This window comes from Streptomyces sp. Qhu_M48, from assembly GCF_051305195.1.
In the GTDB taxonomy this organism is placed as follows: domain Bacteria; phylum Actinomycetota; class Actinomycetes; order Streptomycetales; family Streptomycetaceae; genus Streptomyces.
On record NZ_CP195432.1, the window covers coordinates 4,823,336 to 4,840,865 of the forward strand.

Genomic DNA, 17,530 nt, shown 5'->3' on the forward strand with positions numbered 1-17,530 from the left:
GCCTCCTTGGGGTGTGGGGCCGCATCAGTCGAGTACGGGTCCTGCGGTGTCGCCGACCCAACCCCACTCGGACCAGGTCGAGAAGCCGGTCTGCCACTTGTGGAAGGTGCCGGCGTGGCTCGTGCCGAAGACCTCGATCCGCCCGTCCGCGTTGGTCGTGGCCGTGACCTCCGTGCCACCGGTGCCGAACACGGCCCAGTCGGTGTAGGCCGCGTTGGCGCCGGTCTGCCAGGCGTGCATCGCGGTGTCCCCGTTCATCGCGAAGACCTCGACCCGCCCGTCCGGCGTACGCTCACTGCTGAGCTGCGCGTTCACCGGACCACCCGTCGGCTCCCACTCCGACCAACTCGCCGCACCAGTCTGGTACTTGTGGAACACGCCGACCGGACCGGAGGCGAAGACCTCAAGCCGCCCATCGGCATTGTGGTCCACGGTCAGATCGCGACCGCCACCGCCGAAGGTCTCCCACGACGACCAGCCACCGTTCGGAGCCGTCTGATACCGGTGCTGGAAAGTGCTGCCGTTCAACGCGAACACCTCAAGACGACCGTCCGGCGCCTTCTCCATCTCGATGCGGGCGTCGGCAGGACCACCGCCCGTGGGCTCCCACTCCGACCAGCCGCCGTTCGGGGCGACCTGATACCTGTGGAAGAGCCCGACCGGGCCCGAGGCGTAGACCTCGATCCGGCCGTCGGCGTTCACCCCCGCCGCGATGTCACGACCACCACCGCCGAAGGCCTCCCACCCCGACCAAGCGCCGGAAGGCGAAAGCTGATAGCGGTGCAGGAAGGTACCGCCGCTGATCGCGAACATCTCCAGACGACCATCCGCGTTCGGCGCGATCGCCAGCTCCGCGTTCCCCGGACCACCCAGCCTCTCCCACGCCGACCAGCTCCCGCTCGACCGCGTCTGCCAGGCATGATGCACACCATCGGCCGCCGCCGCGAACACCTCCAGACGACCGTCCGCCGACCGCGCCGACACCACCCGCCCCGACTCCGCCGGATACACCAGCGGCCTCGGGGGCTGACCTCCGCCGCCCGGGACGCAGGGCAGCGTGATGCCGCCCTCGGCCAGGTAGAGCTCCGGGTCGATGCCGTACGAGGCCGACCTGTCGCCCCAGATCCTCAGGTGGAGGTGGGAGCCGGTCGAGTTGCCCTCGGATCCCATCAGGGCGATCCGCTGGCCGGCCACGACGTGGTCGCCGACGGAGACGTCCCGCTGGTACATGTGCCCGTACTCGGAGATCCTCCCGTCGGCGTGCTGGACGCGGATCCACTGGCCGTAGTCGCCGCTGTAGCCGGAGATGGTCACCTGGCCGTCGCCCACGGCGTAGATCGGGGTACCGAGGTCGTCGGCGATGTCCACGCCGTTGTGACCGGGGCGGTAGGGCTGGGTGACGACTCCGGTGGTCGGGCACGCCGCCGCGGAGGTGGCGGCCCTGGCCACGGCCGGGGTCGTCGCCGCCATGGCCGGCAGCAGGGTGGCGAGCACGCCGAGCACGCAGGTCACCGCGCGTCGGGAGAGAGGGGGCGTTCCGAGAGACACGAGAGGCTCCTTATGCCTTGCGGAGCCGGCCGATGATGCCGTCGATGTCGCGCCGCATCATGTCGTGGCGGATGAAGTGGCCGCCGGGCAGCTCGTGCCACTCGTGCGGGATGCCCGCGTTGCCGAGGAGCCCACGGAACTCCCGCTGTCCGGCGAGGACCTGGGTCTCGTTGGCCGTGTCGAACCAGTTGATGGGATCGGGGCTCGTGCCGGCCACGAGGAAGACCCGCTTGTGGCGGTAGCTCTCGATCCGCTGGACGGGGTTGTCGGCGCTCACCCGGGCCTCGTCCCAGAACGGGGCCCCGTAGATCGTGCCGCCGTTGAGGTCGAGGGCCGCGGCCGAGGCGTTGGCCCAGTGGCCGACGAGGCCGCCGTCGCGGCGCAGGCTGGCCGGGCCGGAGTGGGCGCTGACCGAGGCGAAGTGGCCGTAGTACTTGGCCGCGTACTTCAGGGCGCCGAAGCCGCCCATCGAGAACCCGGACACCGCGCGCCCGTCGTACTCGGCGAAGGTGCGGAAGTTCGCCTCGACCCACGGGAGCAGCTGGCCGATGTGGAAGTGCTCCCAGTTCCGGGGGCCCACGTTGGAGCTGACGGGGTTGGAGTACCAGCCCGCGTGGCCGCCGTCGGGCATGACCACGATGATCGGCTTGCCCGCGGTCCAGGCGCGGACGCCCTCGCGGTCGAAGGTGATGAAGTCCTGGTCCGTGCCGCCGCCGTGGAAGAGGTAGAGGACGGGGTAGGTACGGCCGCTCCAGTGGTAGTCGTCGGGGAGCAGCACGTTCACGCCGGGGTTCCAGCCGATCGCCTCGGTCGCGAAGCGGTAGTACCACATCCGGTGGTCGCTCTCGTTGCGGTCCACGATGCGCAGACCGAAGCCGTCACCGGCGGCCGAGGCCGACGACGCCCCCGCGAGGACGCCTCCGGCGCCCAGGGCCATCGCGGCCGAGAGCCCGCCGGCGGACTTGAGGATGCTTCTGCGGGTGGGGTGCTGCGCGGTCAACGTGGCCTCCGGGTCGGGAGCGGGACGGACGTGGTTCCTGGCCGCTTGGAACGTAGCGACGGGGGTCACGCCGGGAGCACCCGGAACCTTCCGGAGAGACACGGAGGACCCGCTGGGATAGGGGTGGGTACACGGGGCCGGAGACGGCGGCGGGACGGCGGCGGGGTGCCCGGACGCGGGGTGGGGCGGGACGGCGCCGACGCGGTGGGCGAGGCTCTCCCTAGCGGGAGGCTCCGCCACGACGGGGCGCGGCTGCGGTGGACGCGGACACCGGGAGAACCTTCGCCGGACCAGAGGCGGACACGGGGAGGACCCTCGCCTGACCGGACACGGACACCGGGAGGACCCTCGCCTGACCGGACGCGGACACCGGGAGGACCTTCGCCGGCGCCGTACCGGCCACCGCCGCGACGGCGCCTCGGCCCCGGTCCGTCCATTCGAGGAGGTGGAGGCCGTCCTGGCCGAGGAGGCCGTCGGCCCGGCCTGTGAAGTCGGCCCGGCCCGCCTTCAGCAGGGCTTCCCTGCGCACCCACAGCCGGAGCAGCGCCCGCCCGGGGTCGGGCTGCGCCGTGGCCTCGGCGAGGGCCGTCTCGGGCAGCAGGCGGCGAAGGACCCGCAGGGGGCCGGGGCGGCGCGTCGACGGCTCGACGTCGACGCCGATGGCGCCCGGCCCGACGGCCGCCGCGACGAGGCCGTCGGCGTGGCTGAGGCTGACACCCACGCCGGGACGGCCGGGCAGGTACGGGCGCCCGTGGCCGTCCCGGCCGCAGTCGGGGCAGAGCTGGGCCGGGGCCGCCCCGGCCGGCGGCAGTCCGGTGTAGAGGGCGGCGCACAGCCGGACCAGGAGCCGCGAGGCCACCACGTCGTCACGGCGGCTCGGCAGCCGTATCCCGGACAGCCGTCGCCGCTCCCAGGGCGCGAGCAGGTCCTCGTGCAGCTCCGGGTGGTCCAGGACCTCCCGGGTGGTCGCCACGACGACGACGGCCGCGCCCGGTCCGGCCGCGTCCGTGTCCGAGGCGGCACCCGGTCCGGGGACATCCGTGTCCGAGGCGGCGCCCGGTCCGGCCGCGTCTCCGCCCGCTCCCGGGCCGGAGGTCATCGAACGGTGGTGACGCGGTCGCTCATCCGGCGGCGGCGCTCAGGAAGCGCTCCTGGACGCGGCCGAGCGTGCGGAAGTCGTCGATGGTGACGTCCTGGAGGTCGATGCTGGTGCCGGAGAGGTCCTCCAGGAGGTCGATGAACTCCAGGAAGTCCATGGAGTCGATGAGACGGGCCTCGATGAGGTCCTCGTCGACGTCGATCGGGCCGTCGAGACCGGGGTTCTTCTCGTGAAGCCACGCGGCGATGCGTTCCATGGGGAGGGGTCGCTCCTTACTGCGGTACGGGTTGACGTGGGGCGGGCGCCACTGCCGTGGCGGGGTTACGAGAGGCGGGCGTCGCGGAGCCGGTCCAGAGCCTGCTCGGGCGTGCCGTGGGTGAGGATCATGGCGTGGACCCAGCGCTCGACGCCGAAGGCGACGCACGCGCTGTACGCCGGTCCCGCCGACCCCGCGCTGATGTCCAGCCGCTCGCCGAAGAAGTTCCGGTGGCGGTTGACGGAGGCGATGGCGGTCCCGTCGGGCGCGCAGAACTCGTGCTTGACCGGGTCGAGCGCCATCAGCTTGGCGCGGGAGCCGCCCTTGTCGTAGAAGGGGTCGTCGGCCACGGCCCGCTTCAGTTCCAGTCCGAGGCGCGCGGCGGCCTCCAGGATGAACTCGGCTCCCTGATCGAGGTGTTCGACGGAGCCCTGCTTGGTGCCGAGGTACAGGACCTCGCGCATGTGGAAGCCCCAGAGGCGGCGCAGCCCGTCGTAGTGGGTCTCGTTGCGGAAGCAGCGGCCTGCGGCGGAGAGCCGGAGGCCGTCCTCGCCGACGTCCCGGCCCTCCAGGGAGAGCAGCAGTCCGTAGCAGGTGGCGGACGGCAGCAGATAGCCGGTCGGCCGGAGCGGCAGCTCTCCCGGTGCCTCGCCGGCGGCCAGGCTGTCGAGCGCGCCCGGCTCGAATCGACCGGCGGAGACGCCGAGATGGGGGAAGTTGCGGAAGAAGTCGAGCTTCGCCAGACCCTCCACGGACAGCAGCGGCGGGCCGACGACCTCGGGCGCGGAGAGCCGTCCGGCCAGTCCGGTGAGCAGGTCGTCCAGGCCGCGCAGGAGCGCGGTGCGGACCGGGTCCAGGGTGATCAGGCCCGCACCTGGGCTCTTCAGGCCGCCGTCCGGCAGGGCCGTGGTGCTGGGTGTGCTCATGGAAACCGCTCCCTCTGGGGCGTGGACGAACAGTCAAGGGTGTCGGCCGGACGGGCGGCACGGATCGGCTGCGGCGTCGTCGCGGCGGTGCGTACGAGTTCCCCCGTGTACGCGGGTACGTGCGACCGTCCGTGAGCGTGGTCACCGTTGACCGCGACGCGCGGCGGGGAGGCCGGCTGATTCCCCGTCAGGACCGGACTGCGCATGGGGACACTAGGCCAGTCGCGAGGCTGTTGTCTAGACCAAAGCCGCCGGGTCGGCGATCTTGTGCGCGCCACGTGCCGGTCATCGTCCCGACACAACTCCGCATATTGAGATGACACTTGACACCGGCTATGGTCTAAACCAATTCTGCTGAACGGCGTGGCCACGCACCCGCGCCACGTCGAGCCGTCCGTCCGTGCCGTCCGCCACCGGCCCCGCGCCGGGGGTCGCCCCGTGCTGTCCACCGACCGAGGAGGGCACGGATCGCCCCTCCCGCCGCCCGCGCCCGCCGCCGAGCCGAATCTCCTCCCCCGACTCCCGCTTTGGAGGGACCACATGACGACACCCGCTCCGCCTCGCCCCCGCCGCCCCCACCTCCACCGGGCCGCGTCGGACCTGCCGTACTTCAGCGCGGACGGCGAGTCCTACCTCGCCCAGACCACCCTGCGGGAGCTGAAGAAGTCGCGGCCCCTGCGGGTGCTGTCCGAGGAGGACTTCGCGCACTGGCAGACGTACGGATACGTCATCGTCCGGGAGGCGGTCCCGGCGGAGACGGCGAAGCGACTCCTCGACTTCACCTGGGAGTTCCAGGGCCTCGACCCCGACCGGCCCGACAGCTGGTACGAGGACCGCCCGTTCCGCTCCGAACTGGACCAGCAGCTGCACGTCTACGGCTTCGTCGAGGCGTACCACCACCAGCTCCTCTGGGACAACCGGCAGTCCCAGCGGGTCTACGACGCCTTCGTCGACGTCTGGGACTGCGAGGAGCTGTGGGTCACCCAGGACCGGCTCAACCTCAACCCGCCCAACGTCAGGAACCGCGACCGCGCCCTGATCGAGCCCACGGACCGGGGCTTCGACATCGAACTGCACTGGGACATCGACACCACGCTCGGCGTCCCACCGCAGCGGGTGCAGGGGATCATCGCGCTCAACGACACCCGGCCCGAGTCGGGCGGCTTCCAGTGCAACCCGGAGCTGTTCCGGCGGTTCGAGGAGTGGAAGATCGCCCAGCCGGCCGGCCGGGACCCCCTCCGGCCCGCCGTGGACCGTACGGAGTACCCCGTCGTCCGCCCCGACCTGCGCCCCGGCGACCTGCTGATCTGGAACGGCCTGCTCGCCCACGGCGTGGCGCGCAACGTCTCCCGGGACCAGGTGCGGGCGGTCCAGTACCTGTCCATGATGCCGGCGCTCGAAGAGCACGAGCGGCTCAGGAAGTCCCGCGTGGACTCCTGGCGCCATCTGCGCACCCCGCGCTGGAACCGGACCCTGGTCGGCGACCCGGTGCTCCACGAGTCCAAGCGGTACCCCACGGCCACCCTGAACGAACTCGGCAGCCGCCTGCTCGGACTCACCTCGTGGAAGGAAACGGACGCCGAGGCGAGCACGGGTGCGGACGCCGCCACCAGCAGGCCCACAGCCCCCGCCGCGCCCTCCGCCGTCCCCGACCAGGGCGGGGAGCCGGCGTGCGCCGTGTCTGTCTGACCCTGCCCACCAACCGGGCCTGCGCCGCGACCATCGGGGCCGTGGCCGAGGAGGCCGCCTACGGCGCCCACCGCTTCGGCGTCGAGGTGCACCTCCTCGTCCTGGACTCCTCCGCCCCCGCCGTGCTCGCCGAGCACCGCGCCGCCGTGGCCGCCCTGCCCCGGGTCCCGGGTGTGGTCGTGCACCACCTGGACGAGGACGAGCAGCGGACCTTCCTCCAGGGGGCCGTCGCCCGGTCCGGCGTCGCCGCGCCGGAGCGGGTGCTCGACCTGATGCTCCCGTCGCGCCTCTCGTACGGGGCCTGCACCAACCGCGCCTTCCTCTTCGCGGAGGCCCTCGGCTGCACCTCGGTGCACCGCCGGGACTCGGACAGCCGATACCAGTACCTGGACGGCGAGCCGGTGTTCCCCCTCCACCACGAGCTCATGACCCTGGGCCGCCGGGCCGCCGACGTCTCCGGCCTGGTGTCCCGGAGCCGGCTCGACCCGGCGTACGCGGACCGGCCCGTGGCCATGGTCGGCGGGTCCTTCGTCGGCGAGATGTCCGTGGACGTCGCGGAGATCCGCCGGCTCGACCCCGCCGTGTACGAGGACGTCGTCGGCCTGTCGGTCCCCGCCGGCTACCCGGAGATCTGGCGCAGGAACCTGATCGAGGAGTCCTTCCGGGGCGCCGGAACCGCCGCGTTCACCGGCGACCTCTCCACCCTCACCAGCGTCAGCCCCACCCGCGTGGACATGTGCAACATCGCCTTCGACCGCGAGGTCTACGGCCGGGTGCCGCTGCCGCCCGCCACCGACACCATCGGAAGCGACTACTTCCTGATCCACCTGGTTCAGGACGCCCGCCTGCCGGGCGTCCTGCACAACCGGCACATCGTCAACTTCCATACCGGTGAGCGCCGTTCCGACGAGGGGTTCCTCGCCTACCAGGTGCGGTTCGCGAAGTTCCTCCTCTCCGCCCCGCACTTCGACGCCGTGTACGCGGGGTTGAGGAAGGCCGGTGACGCACTGCTCGACGCCGAGGGGCATGTGAGCGCCTCCGTCGTCGCCGGGTTCGTCAGGGACGGCGCGCGCGTGGACCCGGCGGAGAACGCCGAACGGCTCGCCGTCCTCGACCGCTCGTTCCGCAGGCTCGGCGGGCGTTACGCGACGGCGGCGGACGTCCTCGCGGCCCGCCGCGACCGGCTCGTCGAGGAGGCCCGGCGGGACATGGAGGAGTTCGCCCTGTTGACCGACGCCTGGGAGGCCCTGGCCAGGGCGAGCCGTCGGGACCACCGCCCCGCCCTGCCGCAAGCGTCCGTGAAAGGCATCGCATGAGCCGCCACCAGCCGAGGAGCACGCACACCGTCACCGTCGCGTACGCGGGCGGTGAGGCGCGCCGGGGCCCCGTCACCATGGGGCAGGCCAACATGATCCGCTGCATGCTGCGGGACGAGCCCGAGCACATCAACATCCACGACGTGTGGCCGGTTCCCGACGGGACCGGCACGGAGGCGGTGATCGAGGCGCTGCGCGCGCTCGCCGTACGGCACGAGGCCCTGCGTACGACCTTTCCGCACGGTCCGGGCAGCGCGCCCGACGAGCAGGTGGTGGCACCGGCGGGCGCGTTCACGGTCACGGTCCTCGACCACGACGAGCTCCCCGGTCGACCCGCCGCGTACGCCGAGTCCCTCGCCCGTGGGGCACGGATCGAACGATTCCGCCTGGACCGGGACTTCCCCCTCCGGATCTCCCTCGTCACGCTGGCCGGCGCACCCGCCTACGTGACCATGGCGGCGAGCCACGCCGTGACCGACGTCGGCGCGCTCGCGGTCCTCAAGGAGGAGTGGCTGAGCCTGCTCGCGGGCGATGCGCTTCCTCCCGTCGCCTCCCTCACCCCGCTCGACCTGGCCACCGAGGAGGCGACGCCCGCCGGGCTCCGTAAGTCCGGGGCCTCGCTGCGGTACTGGGAGGGGATCATCCGCACCGGCCCCCAGGCGATGTTCGCGGAGCCGGGCGCCGAGGGCACCGAGGTGGCGACACCCCGGCTCACCCTCCGGTCGCGGCGGGCCGCGCGGGCCCTGGCCCTCGCGGCCGAGCGCACCGGCAGTCCCTCGGCCACCGTGCTGCTGACCGCCTGGTGCGCGCTCGTCGCCCACCGGACGGGGCAGCCCGCCTGCGTGGCCGCCGTCCCGACGTCCAACCGGTACCACCCCCGGCTCGCGCGCTCGGTGAACACCCTCTCCCAGGACGCCCTGCTCGCCCTCGACGTCCGGGTGCCGAGCTTCGACGCGCTCCTCAGGAAGGCCTGGGGGGCGGCCCTGAACGCCTACCGGCACAGTCAGTTCGACGCGGTCGCCCTCTGGGAGATGATCGGGCGGGCCACCTTCGATCGCGGCAGCCAGTTCGCGCGCGACGTCGTCCTCAACGACGTGAGTTCACTCCCCGACACCGTCGCCACCGTCACCTCGGGCACCCCCGACGACACCACCGGCCCGGACCTCGAACTGAGCTGGGGGCCGGACCAGGTCCTGCCGACCCGCGTCCTGACCTTCGTCTACGCGACGGACCCGCTGGTCCACCTCTCCCTGTGGGCCGACCCCGCGCTGTTCAAGCGGGACGAGGCGGAGGGCTTCCTCACCGGTCTCGTACGGCTCCTGGAAGCGGTCGGGGCGGCCGACGTGCCGCTCGCGTCGCTCAGCGGGGTGACGGGGGTCCACCCGGTCGAGCGCGGGCCCCGGTGGTGCCGGGTGGACGGCTCCTGGACGTCGCCGCCCCTCGTGGCGGAGGCCCTGAGCGAGGCCCTGGAGGGCCTGCCCGTCCACGTCACGGCGGACGCCCCGTACGAGAGCGGGAGCACTCCGCCGGAAGGGGCCGCCGGTGACCTCGCCGCGCACCTGACCGCGTACATCGCGGCCGGCGACACCCCGCTGACCCCGGCGGGGGCCCACACGGCGCTGATGGACGCCCTCCCCGGCCGCCCGGGAGTGCTGGCGCCGCGCCGGTACGTGATCGTCCAGGACCCGCCGGCGGAGGCGGACCGGAGCAGCGCTTGGCTCCGTCAGCAGATTCTCAGCGAAGGGACCGGCCGGGACCGGCGGATGTGACATGACGATGGATGAGGTAACCGCGCGGCGGGAGCAGAGCTCGCCGCCCAGCCCGTGGCGGTCGAGTCGCTTCCGGCTGTTCTTCACCGCCCGCAGCACCTCGCTGCTGGCCGACGGCATGCTGATGGTGTCGCTCACGACCGCCGTGCTCGGGGCGGGGTACGGGGCGGGCGGCGTGGGATACGCGCTTGCCGCCTGGATGGCGCCGATCGTCGTGCTGGTCCTGTTCGGCGGCGTGCTCGCCGACCGGTTCACCCCGCAGGTGATGATGGTCGGCGCGGACGTGGTGCGCATGGTGGCCATGCTCGCCCTCGCGGTGCTGCTGGTCGCCACGGACATCCGGCTGTGGCAGATCATGGCGTTGCTCGCGCTCAGCGGCGCGGCGACGGCCATGTTCCAGCCGGGTCTCGCGAGTCTGGTGCCGCAGGTCGCCGAGGACATCCAGCGGGCCAACGCGCTGCTGCGGATCTCCGAGGCGATCTGCACCCTGCTCGGCCCCGGCGTGGCCGGTCTCCTCGTGGCCTACTGGGACGTCGCGGGCTCCTTCGTGGTCATCGCGGCGGCCTACGCGCTCAGCGCCCTCGGTCTGGCGCCGCTGCGCAGGCTCGGCACGGCCCGGGACGAGAGCGACGAGCCGATGCTGCGGCGGCTGGCCACCGGATGGCACGAGTTCCGCTCCCGCGCCTGGCTGTGGGGGGTCATCGCCGTATGGGCGGTGTACGGCCTCTTCGTCTTCGGCCCGGCCCTGCCCCTGGGCGCGGCCCTGCTCACCGAACAGCACGGAGCGAGCGGATACGGCTGGATCGCCTCGGCCGACGGCGCCGGGACGATCATCGGCGGTCTGCTCGGCATGCGGGTCCGCCCGCCGCGCCCGCTGGTCGCGGGGGCCTGCGCGATGTTCTTCTTCACGCTGAACCCGCTGGCACCGGCCCTCGGCTGGTCCTTCACGGTCACGGCGCTCACGGGGGTCGTGGCCGGCTGCGGGTTCGCCTTCTGGGGGGTCATGTGGGCGACGAGCGTGCAGACCCACATCCCGCTGGCCGTCCTGAGCCGTGTCTCGGCCTACGACGTCGCCGGTTCCATCATGGTCATCCCGCTGGGCCGCGCCCTGGCCGGCCCGGCGGCGGACTCCTTCGGGGCGGACCGGGTACTGCTCTTCTCCTCGGTGATCGGTGTCGTGCTCATCGGCGTCATGCTCTGCGTCCCGGCGATCCGGGCGCTGGGCCGGGCACCGAAGGAGGCGGCGGCGGCCGTCGGCGGCGGCGGCTGACCCGGTGCGGTACGGGGCCGCCGGTCCTCCACCGGCGGCCCGGCCCGTTCTCGGAGATGCTGGACGAAGGACGTACGCGGGGATTCCCGGGCGCGGGCGAGTCGAGGAACATGTGTTCCAGTACCGACCGGTGACCGGACCGCTCGACGGGAGCTCGTCATGCACGATCCCAAGCTCACCCACCAGGAACGGAAGCTCCTCGACAGCATCGAGGAGGGCCTACGGGGCGATGAGACCCTCGATCGCGAGCTGCGCTCCTTCGGGCACGCCCCCGCGCGCCCGGGAGGCCGGTGGAACACGGTCCTCCGGCGCCGTCTCGGCTGGTGCACGGCGGGGCTCGGCGCCGTCTGCGCCGCACTGTTCGTCATCGCCGCCGTGTCGTCGTCCGCCGTCCCCCTCTGGTGCTTCGCGGCCGTGTGGGTGGTCACCGCCGTGTGCCTGATCCGGCTGGTGTACGTCGGTGCGGCGGCGCGCCGCCGCCGGTGACCTCGTGGGCGGGCCGTCGCATGATCCCCGGTGATGAGGGCAGCCGCCGGTGGAAGGCCTGGATCCCCGGCCTTCCAGGACGATCTGTTCGCCCCAGGAGAGGAAGCCACCATGCGCAAGAGTTCCGTGCTGAAGGGCAAGGGCAAGATCAAGGAGACCCTCGGCAAGGTGACCGGCGACTCCGCCCTGGAGAGGGAGGGCAAGGGCGACCAGCTGGCGGCCAAGGCCCGCAAGGGGATGGAGAAGGTGCACGAGAGCGCGCTGAGGGCCCGCGACGGGATGCGGCGACGCACCTCCTGACGGACCTCGCGCGGCGTCAGCGCAGGGCCGTGCGCAGGGTGGCGAGGACGAGGGCCCCCTGCGCGGCCTGCGTCTCGACGACCTCGGGCATGTGCGTCTCCTGACGTTCGCTGGGTCGTCCGTTTCCTGGCGGTGCCTCCCGTCGCGCCGCAGCGCGTGAGGGGCGGAGGGCCCGGAGGTGCGCCACCGCACCTTCCCCAGTGCACGACGTACGCGCGGCCCGCATCGGATCGGATCGCGCCACCCGGCCTCCCCTGCCCTCCTCGGCGCGGAGGCCCGCCACCGCCGCCGTCCCTGGTCGTCACACCGGACCGGCGGGCGGACCGCACGCGGTTCCAGCCGGTCCGGAAGCCCTCACGATCCGGCTCCGGACGCGACCGTCGGGCACGCTAGTCGGCGAGGACCGTGTTCTGGCAGGCGGTCAGCAGCCAGCGGCCGTCGGCCTGCTTGGAGATGACGTACAGCGGGGCGCCCTCGCTCTCCTCGCCCGGGGACAGGTATCGCTGACGGACCTTGACCGCGGCGACGTCGGGGCGGATGAAGAGCACGTGGACCACCTCGTAGGTGACCTTGCCGTCCCAGGTCGCCGCCGGGAGGACCTTGCGGGTGAACTCCGAGATCGCGTCGAGGCCGATGAGGACCTTGCCGTGGGCCGTGGTCCAGATCGCGTCGGGGTGGAACAGGCCGAGGAACTCCTCGGGGTCCTTGTTCTGCTGGGCGTGCTCGACGGTGGCGACGAGCCGGCTGATCGCTTCGATGTCCGCAGCGTGGGATATGGATTCCGTGGTCATGTGGATCATCGTCACACCTCAAGCATGATTGAGGTCAAGTGTTGCTCCCCTGGCCGAACGGCTCGGCATCCGCGCCGCCCTCGCCGTGTTCGCCGTCGACGCCCTCGCCGTCATCGTCCCGCTCCTTCGGACCGTGAACCCTAAGGCGCTGACCGAGGCGAACGCGGGTCGGCGTTGACGCCCTGGGGACGTTCGAAGGCCTGGAGCACGCCGCCGACGGAGAAGCACAGCGCACCGCACAACGTCCCCCAGTTGGCGATGTCGGTGTTGACCAGGCTCTGGGTGGTGGGCCGGGTGAAGGCGGCCAGCGCGGCGACCATGAAGAGCACCGACCCGAACTGGTTCACCGCCACCACCCACCAGCCGAGACTGCGCGAGCGGAGGCACGGCCGGGAGCGATGGCAGATCTCGGCGAAGGCGAGGTGGCCCGAGACCAGGAACAGCACGCACCCGATCACGTCGGGAGTCCAGATCAGCCGATTGGTCTGCTGGACGGTGAGCCCCTGCAGGAAGGAGTCCAGCAGGTTGACCCCGAACACGAGCGTCCCGGCGAAGAGCACGAACGCACTGAGCCAGTCCAGCCGCATCGGCTCGTACCCCCACCACCGCCGGCCGACCGTGGCCAGTGGACCGCCGCCCGGGGAGTGGCGGGGCGCGTTCAGCACCTGGAGGAGCGAGGTGTAGCCCCCGGTGGTGAAGAACAGCCCGCCCGCGAAGTAGATCGAGGCGCTCTCGACCGGATCGCCCGAGCCGAACTGGGCGACCGCGGCGCCGAGGGCGAAGAGCATGCCGCCGAGGAAGAAGGCGGCCGAGGCGACGGCGTTGAGCCTCCGAAGACGGCCGAGCGCCTCGGCGTCGGCCGTCGGGGACACGGCGACCGTGCGGCCGGGGCCCCGCACGGACAGCGCCCCGCGCTTGCGCGCGAGCCGCGACTCCCACACCACCGTCTCCCCCTCGGGGCGGTGCCAGGTGAGCCGGGTGGTGAACGGACCCGCGCCTTCGGCGCGGTGCTCAGGGTGTTCCACGAAGCGAGCCTAGTGCCGGGCCGGCCGCGCCGCGGACAGCGAAACGTGGACGTCGCCCCACCTCACCCGCGGTCCGCAGCCCGGGACACCGAAGCGGCCGGATGTCGTCCAGGCCTCCCGCGCCTCGCGGATCTCCTCCTCCTTCGAAGAGCCCTGGAGCTGGGCTATCGAGGTCCTCTCAGACACTGGGGAGAGCGTGCCGCGTCCGAGCTTGTCGAAGACGTGCACGATGTGGGGGGGGTGCCGGTGCGGGCGCTGAGCGCGAGCCGGGCCCCGATCTCGGGGTTGGAGCAGCAGCCGCGGGTGATCAGCCCCAGGACATTGGGTTCGCGCGGGCTCGGGCCGCAGAGGGCCGGCTGTCCCCGACAGCCGGTCATGGACTCTTTGGCGACCACGGCGAAGGCGATGCCGGTCCCGGACGCGGCCCCGGCCCGCGACCATGGCGGGCTCGGGTGACCACCGAGCCCGCCGCGTCGTCAGCGCTGGAGCGTCAGCAGACCCGGGCGGTAGGCCCACTGGCCGTAGTCACCGCCGGAGTTGGGATCACGACCCTGGTAGAGGAACTGCAGGTTGCAGGGGTCGATCGTGAAGGTCTGGTCGGCGCCGGCGCGGATCAACTCGCCGTGGCTGATGTCGTCGGTCCAGGTGGCTCCGCTGTTGGCCTTCCCCGCGAAGGGGTTGTTCTCGGTCGCGGCCTGCGGGGTCCACGCACCGCTCAGGCTGGAGGCCGTGAACGAGCGGAAGAAGCGCTGCTCACTCGCGCCCCGGGCCTCGACGATCATGAGGTACTGGTTCTGGCCCTTGACCTTGTAGACCTGGGGCGCCTCGAACAGGTTCTTCGCCGTGTCGTTCATGACCGTCGTGTACGACGAGCCGAAGCTGCCGGGGAAGTTCCCGATCGGCATGCTCGCCCGGTAGATCTTGCCGTTGTCACCGGCGAAGAACAGGTACATGTTCCGGTCGTCGGCGATGAGCGTCTGGTCGATCGGGCCCGTGCCCGAGTCGGCGATGGTTCCGGAGAAGAGCTCCTGCTCCGCCGACCAGCCGTTCGGGTTGGTGGGGTCGCTCGACGTCCGGTAGGAGAAGGCGGTCCTGCCCCATTGGTAGGCGAGCACCCAGATGTTCTTCGGCGCGAAGTGGAAGAGCGTGGGTGCGACGACGGAGTTCGACATCTTGTTCTGGCCCGTCGTGGCCATCTGAGACCAGTCGGTGAACGGGGTGAAGTTCATCGAGCCCCAGCCCACTCCCGTCCCCGTGGTGCCGTGCGTCGTCGCGTAGACGAGGTGCTTGCCGTTGTGGGGGGCGACGGTGAAGTCCTTGAGCGAGGCCCACCCGGCCTTGGGCTGCGCCAGCGCGCCCGTCGACGACCAGCGGTACGTCGAGGGAAGGACACAGGTGCCGGGGGTGCCGCCGGCGACCTTGACGAGCTGCCACTGCTGGTTGGCGCCGCCCCAGTCGTCGTACTGGACGATGTTCGCGTTGTCGGCGGTGGAGCCGCCCTGGACTTCGAGGGCCTTGCCGCTGTGGCGGGCGACGAGCCTGATGTGACCGTCCGCGCTGTCGGCCGGCCGCCACTGCTGATCGGTGCCGTTCACGTCCGTCCACTGGACGATCGCGCCGCCGTTGGCGGTGGAACCGTTCTGGACGTCCAGGACCTTGCCCGAGTGGCGGGACTTGACGCGGTAGTAGCCGTCGCCGGAGGCGACGAACTGCCACTGCTGCTGGTTCTGGTCGTTCCTGGTCCACTGGGTGATGCGGGCGCCGTCGCCGGTCGCGAGGTTGTGGACGTCCAGGGCCTTTCCGCTGTTGCGGTTGACCAGCACGTACCAGGCGCTGGTGTCGATGGTGGCCGCGGCGGCGGGCGGGGCAGTGAGGAGAGTGGCCCCGAGCAGCAAGGACGACAGGACCGCGAGGACGAGACTCAGGACCAGGGGTGGATGGCGAAACCTCATCAGAAGGGCTCCTTCGGGGGTTGGCGGTGAGGTGACTCCGACGAACCGCGCGGCGGCCGCGGCGCCAGGAGGACGGGACGGGGACGGAACAGGCGTGGAGAAGGCCGCACACGCCGAAGAGCGGCAGGGTGTCGTCCGGTGCCAGCGGCAGTCGCCGGGAGGTCCATCCGGATGCCGAGTTCGGGCTCGGCGTGCCGGCTGGCCTCGCGATGAGTTGTTAGCGCTAACAGTATGACTGCCGTCAGAGCGGTCAGGCGTTTCACAAAGCCTCCTCGGGGTGCGGGTCACGCGGGACAGGTCAACCCTTGGTGGCGCCGGCGGTGAGGCCGCCGATCAGCTGGCGCTCGGCGACGGCGTAGAAGGCGAGGGCCGGGACCATGGCGAGCACGATGTAGGCGAGGACCAACGCGAAGTCGGTCGAGTACTGGCCTTGGAACTGCTGGACGCCGACCGGGATCGTCTGCCATTTCGGATCGCTGAACACCAGCAGCGGCAGGAAGAAGTTGTTCCAGCTCGCGACGACCGCCAGCACCGAGACCGTACCGAGCGCCGGACGTGCCATCGGCAGCAGGATCTTCCAGAAGAAGCGGAGCTTGCCGCAGCCGTCCACGGTGGCGGCCTCCTCGATCTCAGCCGGGATGGTCCGGAAGAAGCCGCGCAGGATCACGATCGTCATGGGAAGCCCGAAAGCCGCCTGCGGGAGGATCACTCCGAGCGGATTGTCCAGCAGGCCGAAGGTTCGCAGCATGAGGAAGAGCGGCAGGACGGCCACCGCGAACGGGAACATCAACCCGATCGTGAAGAGCGTATAGAACAACTCCCGTCCCCGGAAGGCATATCGGGCCAGCACGAACGCCGCCATCGCGGAGGCCGCGACCGTGCAGACCGTCGTACCGATCGCGATTCCCGCGCTGTTGGCGATCTGTCGCCAGAACATTCCGTCGCCGAGAATTCCGGTGTAGTTTCCGGTCTTCCACCGCTCCGGCAGCCCGAACGGATTCGTCGTGAGCTCGCCGGTGCTCTTGAACCCGGAGATCACCGCGTAGAGCAGCGGTACGGCGACGAACGCGGCGATCAGCCAGACCACGGCGTGCAGTGAGAGACCGCGTGCCGTCCGGCGGGCGTTCATCGGCCGCCTCCTGGGGTGACGGCTCCGCTCAGATCGCGGCGGAGCACGTAGCGCTGGTAGAAGAGGGAGAAGACCAGGCTGATCATGAACAGCACCACACTGATCGCGCTGGCGTAGCCGACCTGGTACCGCTTGAACCCGAACTGGAACATCGCGATCGCCATCGTCTCGGAGGAGTGGTTGGGTCCGCCCGCGGTCATGACCCAGACGAGGTCGAAGAGCTGGATGGACCCGATGATCGACAGGAAGACGCTGATCCGGACGGTCGGGCCGAGGAGCGGCAGCGTCACGTGCCGGAAGCGCTGCCAGGCGTCGGCGCCGTCGATGGCGGCGGCCTCGAGGATCTCGGACGGGATGCTCTGCAGTCCGGCGAGGAAGAGCATCATGTGGAAGCCGAAGTACTTCCAGATCATGACGACGAAGAGGGTCGGCATGACCGTCGAGGGGTCGGCGAGCCACTTGCCCTGTAATCCCTCCAGGCCCAGGAGGCCGGCGAGATGGTCGGCCATGCCGGTGCCGGGCAGGAAGATCATCGTGAAGAGGACCGCCGTGACCACCTCGGACAGGATGTACGGCGCGAAGAACAGCATCCGGTAGACGGCCCGGCCACGGAGCCTCTGGTTGAGCAGGACCGCGGTGAACAGGGCGAACGGCAGCTGGATCGTGATCGACAGGACGATCAGGTACAGCCCGCGCCCCAGGTCGCCGAGGAAGACCTCGTCGTCGAAGAGTCTGGTGTAGTTCGCGAAGCCGACGAAATCGTCCATGGGGCCGATCCCGCCCCATTTGAAGAAGCCCGTGTACACGGCGACGATGATCGGGGCGAGGACGAAGACGAGGAAGAGGACGAGGGCCGGGACGAGGAACCAGGCGACCGACGCCCAGTCGCCCCACCCGCGCGGGCGCGACCGGGCCGGGACCGGCGGGTGCGCCGGCGCGGCTTCCTCCGTCCGCTCCTCAGCCAGGGGGGACAC

Annotated in this window: 17 protein-coding genes; 6 read left to right on the forward strand and 11 right to left on the reverse strand. The window is 71.4% G+C overall.

Features of this window, described 5'->3' with window-relative positions:
• Positions 1 to 24 precede the first annotated feature (24 nt).
• The 5 genes from ACRRSS_RS21840 to ACRRSS_RS21860 all read right to left on the reverse strand — a co-directional run bounded on the left by ACRRSS_RS21840 (position 25) and on the right by ACRRSS_RS21860 (position 4,829).
• The gene (locus tag ACRRSS_RS21840; protein WP_435975392.1) at positions 25 to 1,470 is read right to left on the reverse strand and encodes a peptidoglycan DD-metalloendopeptidase family protein; all 1,446 of its coding nucleotides are present in this window, start codon (positions 1,468 to 1,470) and stop codon (positions 25 to 27) included.
• 88 nt (positions 1,471 to 1,558) lie between these two features.
• Entirely contained in the window at positions 1,559 to 2,548 is a 990-nt protein-coding gene (locus tag ACRRSS_RS21845) for an alpha/beta hydrolase (RefSeq protein WP_435972811.1), read from the reverse strand.
• A 220-nt stretch (positions 2,549 to 2,768) separates the two neighbouring features.
• The gene (locus ACRRSS_RS21850; RefSeq protein WP_435972812.1) at positions 2,769 to 3,647 is read right to left on the reverse strand and encodes a 4'-phosphopantetheinyl transferase family protein; all 879 of its coding nucleotides are present in this window, start codon (positions 3,645 to 3,647) and stop codon (positions 2,769 to 2,771) included.
• 22 nt (positions 3,648 to 3,669) lie between these two features.
• Complete coding sequence (locus ACRRSS_RS21855) at positions 3,670 to 3,903, reverse strand: acyl carrier protein (protein ID WP_351900396.1); 234 nt, start codon at positions 3,901 to 3,903, stop codon at positions 3,670 to 3,672.
• A gap of 65 nt (positions 3,904 to 3,968) precedes the next feature.
• A complete protein-coding gene (locus ACRRSS_RS21860; protein WP_435972813.1) occupies positions 3,969 to 4,829 on the reverse strand; it encodes a hypothetical protein in 861 nt (286 codons plus the stop codon).
• A 540-nt stretch (positions 4,830 to 5,369) separates the two neighbouring features.
• On the opposite strand from ACRRSS_RS21860, the gene ACRRSS_RS21865 reads away from it, so the two are divergent.
• From ACRRSS_RS21865 to ACRRSS_RS21890, 6 genes are all read left to right on the forward strand, one after another.
• The gene (locus ACRRSS_RS21865; protein ID WP_435972814.1) at positions 5,370 to 6,518 is read left to right on the forward strand and encodes a phytanoyl-CoA dioxygenase family protein; all 1,149 of its coding nucleotides are present in this window, start codon (positions 5,370 to 5,372) and stop codon (positions 6,516 to 6,518) included.
• Positions 6,500 to 7,834: a DUF6271 family protein gene (locus ACRRSS_RS21870; protein ID WP_435972815.1), complete on the forward strand. Its 1,335-nt coding sequence runs from the start codon at positions 6,500 to 6,502 to the stop codon at positions 7,832 to 7,834. The genes ACRRSS_RS21865 and ACRRSS_RS21870 overlap by 19 nt, the downstream gene beginning before the upstream one ends.
• Positions 7,831 to 9,603, forward strand: a complete 1,773-nt coding sequence (locus ACRRSS_RS21875; protein WP_435972816.1) for a condensation domain-containing protein — start codon at positions 7,831 to 7,833, stop codon at positions 9,601 to 9,603. Before ACRRSS_RS21870 ends, ACRRSS_RS21875 begins: the two co-directional genes overlap by 4 nt.
• A 1-nt stretch (position 9,604) precedes the next feature.
• Positions 9,605 to 10,873 carry an MFS transporter gene (locus ACRRSS_RS21880; protein ID WP_435972817.1) on the forward strand — a complete coding sequence of 423 codons (1,269 nt, stop codon included), beginning with the start codon at positions 9,605 to 9,607 and terminating at the stop codon, positions 10,871 to 10,873.
• A gap of 159 nt (positions 10,874 to 11,032) precedes the next feature.
• Entirely contained in the window at positions 11,033 to 11,359 is a 327-nt protein-coding gene (locus ACRRSS_RS21885; RefSeq protein WP_435972818.1) for a hypothetical protein, read from the forward strand.
• 111 nt (positions 11,360 to 11,470) lie between these two features.
• Positions 11,471 to 11,659, forward strand: a complete 189-nt coding sequence (locus ACRRSS_RS21890) for a CsbD family protein (protein WP_435972819.1) — start codon at positions 11,471 to 11,473, stop codon at positions 11,657 to 11,659.
• Positions 11,660 to 11,675: 16 nt separating this feature from the next.
• Here the strand turns inward: ACRRSS_RS21890 and ACRRSS_RS21895 are convergent, their stop codons facing one another.
• From ACRRSS_RS21895 to ACRRSS_RS21920, 6 genes are all read right to left on the reverse strand, one after another.
• Positions 11,676 to 11,846 (reverse strand): hypothetical protein, encoded by a 171-nt coding sequence (locus ACRRSS_RS21895; RefSeq protein ID WP_435972820.1) that lies wholly within the window; start codon positions 11,844 to 11,846, stop codon positions 11,676 to 11,678.
• 202 nt (positions 11,847 to 12,048) lie between these two features.
• Entirely contained in the window at positions 12,049 to 12,459 is a 411-nt protein-coding gene (locus ACRRSS_RS21900; RefSeq protein ID WP_435975393.1) for an SgcJ/EcaC family oxidoreductase, read from the reverse strand.
• 131 nt (positions 12,460 to 12,590) lie between these two features.
• Entirely contained in the window at positions 12,591 to 13,475 is an 885-nt protein-coding gene (locus ACRRSS_RS21905; protein WP_435972821.1) for a hypothetical protein, read from the reverse strand.
• A gap of 476 nt (positions 13,476 to 13,951) precedes the next feature.
• Entirely contained in the window at positions 13,952 to 15,427 is a 1,476-nt protein-coding gene (locus ACRRSS_RS21910; RefSeq protein WP_435972822.1) for a non-reducing end alpha-L-arabinofuranosidase family hydrolase, read from the reverse strand.
• 298 nt (positions 15,428 to 15,725) lie between these two features.
• Positions 15,726 to 16,556, reverse strand: a complete 831-nt coding sequence (locus ACRRSS_RS21915) for a carbohydrate ABC transporter permease (protein WP_435972823.1) — start codon at positions 16,554 to 16,556, stop codon at positions 15,726 to 15,728.
• Positions 16,553 to 17,530, reverse strand: a complete 978-nt coding sequence (locus ACRRSS_RS21920; protein WP_435972824.1) for a carbohydrate ABC transporter permease — start codon at positions 17,528 to 17,530, stop codon at positions 16,553 to 16,555. Before ACRRSS_RS21920 ends, ACRRSS_RS21915 begins: the two co-directional genes overlap by 4 nt.

Excerpts from the sequence above, each read along its gene's own strand:
- ACRRSS_RS21890 (WP_435972819.1), top strand. The coding sequence starts at position 11,471 with ATGCGCAAGAGTTCCGTGCTGAAGGGCAAGGGCAAGATCAAGGAGACC.
- ACRRSS_RS21885 (WP_435972818.1), top strand. The coding sequence starts at position 11,033 with ATGCACGATCCCAAGCTCACCCACCAGGAACGGAAGCTCCTCGACAGC.
- ACRRSS_RS21860 (WP_435972813.1), bottom strand. The coding sequence starts at position 4,829 with ATGAGCACACCCAGCACCACGGCCCTGCCGGACGGCGGCCTGAAGAGC.
- ACRRSS_RS21850 (WP_435972812.1), bottom strand. The coding sequence starts at position 3,647 with ATGACCTCCGGCCCGGGAGCGGGCGGAGACGCGGCCGGACCGGGCGCC.
- ACRRSS_RS21840 (WP_435975392.1), bottom strand. The coding sequence starts at position 1,470 with ATGGCGGCGACGACCCCGGCCGTGGCCAGGGCCGCCACCTCCGCGGCG.
- ACRRSS_RS21865 (WP_435972814.1), top strand. The coding sequence starts at position 5,370 with ATGACGACACCCGCTCCGCCTCGCCCCCGCCGCCCCCACCTCCACCGG.
- ACRRSS_RS21880 (WP_435972817.1), top strand. The coding sequence starts at position 9,605 with ATGACGATGGATGAGGTAACCGCGCGGCGGGAGCAGAGCTCGCCGCCC.
- ACRRSS_RS21910 (WP_435972822.1), bottom strand. The coding sequence starts at position 15,427 with ATGAGGTTTCGCCATCCACCCCTGGTCCTGAGTCTCGTCCTCGCGGTC.
- ACRRSS_RS21875 (WP_435972816.1), top strand. The coding sequence starts at position 7,831 with ATGAGCCGCCACCAGCCGAGGAGCACGCACACCGTCACCGTCGCGTAC.
- ACRRSS_RS21900 (WP_435975393.1), bottom strand. The coding sequence starts at position 12,459 with ATGATCCACATGACCACGGAATCCATATCCCACGCTGCGGACATCGAA.
- ACRRSS_RS21855 (WP_351900396.1), bottom strand. The coding sequence starts at position 3,903 with ATGGAACGCATCGCCGCGTGGCTTCACGAGAAGAACCCCGGTCTCGAC.
- ACRRSS_RS21915 (WP_435972823.1), bottom strand. The coding sequence starts at position 16,556 with ATGAACGCCCGCCGGACGGCACGCGGTCTCTCACTGCACGCCGTGGTC.